Below are 4,847 nucleotides of genomic sequence, written 5' to 3'. Positions count from 1 at the left end.
GTATAAGGTCATAATTAATGGTACTGGTTTATTATATCATATTTTTTTTGTAAATGAAGGCTCAGGTCATATGGATTATACAAGAGATATCTCCCTTATGGCAGACATCCCCCGGTGTACAAATTTTTACATCAACAGCTCTCGTATATCCGCCGTAATTTTCTCCACCGTAATCCCCGACTCCCTTAACAAGTCTTCCGCATCATAGCGGTCGTAAAAGGCTCTGGCAAGACCGTAATTTTTAACCTTCATCTCTGTCGGTCCGTAAAAAGAAGCAATATTTTGCCCGAATCCGCCCGTTACGACGCCGTCTTCCAGGGTAACCGTCAATTCGTGGTCTTTGCGGAGTTCTTCCAACAACCGCTTGTCAACACCGTTGGCAAATTTAGGGTTAATAACAGTGGGACAGATACCCGTCTCTCGCTCAAGAACTGCAGCGACATTCACGGCTAAATGATAAAAATTTCCCAAGCCTATAAGAACTACCTTCTGCCCATGTTGAGTTATTTCAAAGCGATTTATTTGATTATAGTCCGTTGTATCGGCTACTCCCTTTTCCTCCAGAGGACCGACGGGAATGCGAATTCCTACGGAGTGACTCGTCTGCCCTATGGCCCAAGCAAGCATGGCCAGGTGCTCTTCTTTACACGTCGGCGCCAAATAAACGAAACGGGGCACGGAATTGAGCATGGGAATATCGAAATACCCCAGATGAGTAATATCATTCATGCCGTATACGGACGCACGATATACGAGGATGACGGCACTATTGCCATTGACACATAAATCTTGCATAACTTGATCGTATGTACGCTGCAAAAAGGTGCTGTATACATTAAAAACGGCCTTTCCGCCGTACTTGGCAACACCTGAAGCCATGGCCACGGCATGCTCTTCCGCAATACCCACGTCTACGTATTGACCTCCCGCTTTTTTACGCCATTCTTCAGTATAGCCAAATCCGCTGGGCGTCGCGGCATTAATAACGACAAGCGACTTATCTTCTTCTATCTTTTTCATTAAATACTCGGCCGTAATACTTTCATAAGTCGGCTCCGCAATTCGTGTTCGCAGCTCATACGTTTTCTCATAAAAAGGTTTGGTATAATGCCATCTTTCTTTGTCTTCTTCAGCCGGAGTAAATCCCTTCCCTTTTTGTGTTACTGCATGAACAACTACGGGATGATCCGTGTCCTTAACGGATCTTAACATGTCAATCGTCCGTTCCAAATCATTGCCGTCTGTCAGAAAACGGTATTCAAAACCCATGGCCGTAAAGAGATTTCGATGACTCTGCCCCTTTGTTTCACGCAATTCCTTAAGACCCTCGTAAATACCGCCATGTGTCTCAGCAATAGACATGCCATTGTCATTCACAATAATGATCATATTAGAACCCAATGTAGCCGCATAATCCAGTCCTTCGTATGCCTCGCCGCCCGACAGAGATCCGTCACCGATAAGGGCAATCACGTTCTCCCTGCCTCCGGTAACATCTCGTCCCTTAGCCAGCCCCGATGCCAGACTGACAGATGTAGACGTATGACCGATGTTAAAAAGGTCATGCTCGCTTTCCTGCGGATCAGTATACCCCGTTACGTCATGGTAGTGTGCTTCTTCCGTAAAAGCACGTACGCGGCCGGTAAGGATTTTATGCATATAACTTTGGTGCGATACGTCATATACAATTTTATCGGTCGGCGAATTAAACACATAGTGTAAGGCCATAATTAATTCCACGGCTCCGAGTGACGGCCCCAGGTGACCTCCGCAAACAGCCGCCTTTTGTATCAACGCTTTCCGAGCCTGCATTGCAATATCTGTCAACTCGCTTAGCGATAAATTCTTTATATCATCGGGCGATGTAAGGTCTGCCAAATTCATTTCACTACCTCCTTGATATTATGATATATGAGGTTGTTTCTTTTATCTTTATTCTAGCACAAATCAATATTTATTCCTTATGCATTATTTTATATACAGCATCTCTACTTATGAAAAAAGCGATACCTCGCAAAGAGACATAAAAAATACACGACTCGAATTTTTTCGCGTCGTGTATTTCCTGCACTTATTATTTACCGGACATAGCCATTTCCTTCGCCGCCAAATCGGCAAAGTTGACAGACTTCAGTTTAGCCGCCAAATCGTTTTGAATTTCTTCAAACGCATTATATAAAGAACACATGCCGCCGCAACCGCGCGTACATGCATCCGTGTCGGCCAAGCATCGCTGCAACTGTGTTTGTCCTTCTACGGCATCAATAACATCATAAAGAGTAATATCCTTCGGGTCTCGTTGCAAGGCAAAGCCGCCTTCTACCCCGCGATAGGATTTCATAATATCGGCAGCTGTCAGGCTACGCATAATCTTCAACAAAAACCGTTCCGGTATATTTTGTTTTTCCGCCAGAGCGGCGCCCGTGATTTTCGTGCCTTCCGGACACGTTGCTAAATACAAAACCATTCGAAAAGCATAGTCTGTAGCTTGATTCAAACGCATAATTCCGTCCCTCCTTACCTCTTGTATTACATTATACAATATGTAACTAAAAAAGTGTAGTTTTGTTTTAAAAAAAGGTACAGTATAGATACATCTATACTGTACTCAGATGATATATCTAAAATAAATGAGCCACGCCGTTAATAACCAGATAAATAAGTCCCGATAAAACGGCACTGAGAGGAATAGTCACGACCCAGGCAACGAGCATGCTGCGTGCAACCCCCCAGTGTACGGCACGAACCCGTTCAGCCGAACCGATCCCCATAATAGATCCTGAAACAACGTGAGTCGTACTGACAGGCAAGTGTAATAAGGTGGCCGTAAAAATAACGACAGAAGAGTTCAAATCGGCGGCAAATCCGTTAATGGATTCGAGCTTAAAAATCTTCGTTCCCATAGTCGAAATAATTCTCCAACCGCCGGCTGAAGTACCGAGAGCCATAGAGGTAGCACAGGCCAGCTTTACCCACGTAGGAATCTCCATAGTGTCGATATAACCGCCGCTCAAAAGAGCCAAAGCAATAATCCCCATGGCCTTCTGCGCATCATTCGACCCGTGAGAAAATGCCATCAGACTGGCGGAAGCGATCTGCATTCTCCGAAACTGTCGATTCAAGGACACGGGAGAGTAATTGCGCACAACCCATAAAAGGCCGATCATGACAAAATACCCTGTTACCAGAGCCACTACGGGAGAAAGAACCAGGGAAAGAACGATTTTGCCGATTCCCTCACCCGATAAAATCTGCGGTCCCACGCTTATCGATACGGCACCGATAATACCGCCGATTAAAGAATGGGATGAACTGCTGGGTATCCGATAATACCAAGTCAGAATGTTCCAAATAATAGACCCTGCCAAAGCCGCTATAATAACTTCCAGGCTGATTTGGGTCGGATCCAGAACCAGGTCGCCGCCAATCGTTTTGGCAACCGCTTGTCAACACCGTTGGCAAATTTAGGGTTAATAACAGTGGGACAGATACCCGTGGCAACTCCCGTACTGACCATGGCACCCAAAAAGTTCAATCCCGCCGCCATCAAAATCGCATGATTCGGCGATATAGCTCGCGTCGACACGCTGGTAGCTATGGCATTTGCCGTGTCGTGAAAGCCGTTTATATAATCAAAGAGAACAGCTAAGATAACGACTGTCCAGATCAACCAATGCTCAGGCATATTTTAACACGATCCTCCGAAATAAAGTGGCCAATGATTCGCAACCGTCCGTAACATCTTCAATGGACTGAAGAATTTCCTTCCATTTAATGAGCTCGATGGGATCTTTACATTCTGCAAAAAGCTTGCCCATTTCTTCATGATACAGATCGTCACATTCTTGCTCCAATTTCATAATTTTTTTACTACGCGCCTCGATCTTCAAATATTCTTTTTTTACATTGCGCATAGCTTCAATGGAACGTCGAATCTCTTTCATGGACTTAGCCATAATGGTAGCCATACGCTTCGTTCCTTCTGTTGCCGTTCCGACGCGATAGATACACATCTTGTCCATGATTTCCGTAACATTATCCAAAGCCTTATCGAGTTTGTCGATAAGTTCCTGAATGTCTTCACGATCCATAGGCGTAATAAAGGATTTCTGCAATCGCTTCATCGTTTCCAGTACCAAATCATTCGCCTCTTCTTCAAGGGCGTTAATTTTTTCCATCGCTTCCGCTTTGGAAATTTCTTCATTCACCGCTTCCTTAAGAATATCTGCCGCCGCATAGCAGAGGGCTGCATGCTTGTCCAGCAAATTGAAGAACTTTTCTTCTTTCGGCTTTAAATGAAATGCCATCTCTATCAAGTCTCCTTAACAGACGTTATTAGACAGTAGTAAGTCTACATATAGACCTGAATAGTATTATACCATAGGCGTATATATTCGTATACAATTTACGGCCCTACTTATATACCGTTGTCACATAAAAGGTTTTTATGGAGAAAAAGCTCCCGACCTTTACGATCGGGAGCTTTCGAATTTCAACTTACCTGCTACTGTTTTGCCATGAGCTGTGCCACTGCCGCTTTTAACGCGTCGATTTCTTCTTGCTGTTTCGTCAACGTCGCCTTCTGCTGTGCATTTTCGGCACGCAATTGAGTAACTTCATCCTGCATGACATAAACGGAGCTGATAGGACCGGCTTTGTACCGATCGGGAATAGCCGCCTTCTTAGCCGCACTGCCGAACTTGTGCGTGACTCCGACGTTTACCATATTGTTATTGTCGCCGAGAGCTACGCCCATGTGGAGCATCGTGTCTTCATTGGCATAATGTGCCAAACCTACGGCTGCCGCCGTTTCCCCGCGATAGTTACCGATACCGGCCATAATCTGA

4 protein-coding genes and 1 pseudogene are annotated in these 4,847 nt (G+C 44.9%); all 5 read right to left on the bottom strand.

All coding sequences use genetic code 11. From position 1 onward, the window contains the following. Positions 1 to 126: 126 nt before the first annotated feature. Positions 127 to 1,884, bottom strand: a complete 1,758-nt coding sequence (locus PGX78_RS05970) for a 1-deoxy-D-xylulose-5-phosphate synthase (protein ID WP_270445875.1) — start codon at positions 1,882 to 1,884, stop codon at positions 127 to 129. Positions 1,885 to 2,074: 190 nt separating this feature from the next. After that, on the bottom strand, positions 2,075 to 2,503 hold the full coding sequence (locus tag PGX78_RS05965) for an RrF2 family transcriptional regulator (protein ID WP_040773545.1): 429 nt from the start codon (positions 2,501 to 2,503) through the stop codon (positions 2,075 to 2,077). Between the two features lie 118 nt (positions 2,504 to 2,621). Beyond that, positions 2,622 to 3,685, bottom strand: a pseudogene (locus PGX78_RS05960) (inorganic phosphate transporter). After that, a complete protein-coding gene (locus PGX78_RS05955; RefSeq protein ID WP_006941531.1) occupies positions 3,678 to 4,307 on the bottom strand; it encodes a DUF47 domain-containing protein in 630 nt (209 codons plus the stop codon). Before PGX78_RS05955 ends, PGX78_RS05960 begins: the two are co-directional and overlap by 8 nt. Positions 4,308 to 4,504: 197 nt before the next feature. Next, positions 4,505 to 4,847: YadA-like family protein (locus PGX78_RS05950; protein WP_270445874.1), on the bottom strand; the 343-nt coding region annotated here is incomplete at its 5' end.

Origin of the sequence: Megasphaera sp. AF13-6AC (assembly GCF_027685385.1) — a bacterium.
GTDB lineage: Bacteria > Bacillota > Negativicutes > Veillonellales > Megasphaeraceae > Megasphaera > Megasphaera micronuciformis.
Note: the sequence above shows the minus strand (reverse complement) of the source record. Positions and strands in the feature narration are given on the sequence as shown.

Excerpts from the sequence above, each read along its gene's own strand:
- PGX78_RS05965 (WP_040773545.1), bottom strand. The coding sequence starts at position 2,503 with ATGCGTTTGAATCAAGCTACAGACTATGCTTTTCGAATGGTTTTGTAT.
- PGX78_RS05955 (WP_006941531.1), bottom strand. The coding sequence starts at position 4,307 with ATGGCATTTCATTTAAAGCCGAAAGAAGAAAAGTTCTTCAATTTGCTG.
- PGX78_RS05970 (WP_270445875.1), bottom strand. The coding sequence starts at position 1,884 with ATGAATTTGGCAGACCTTACATCGCCCGATGATATAAAGAATTTATCG.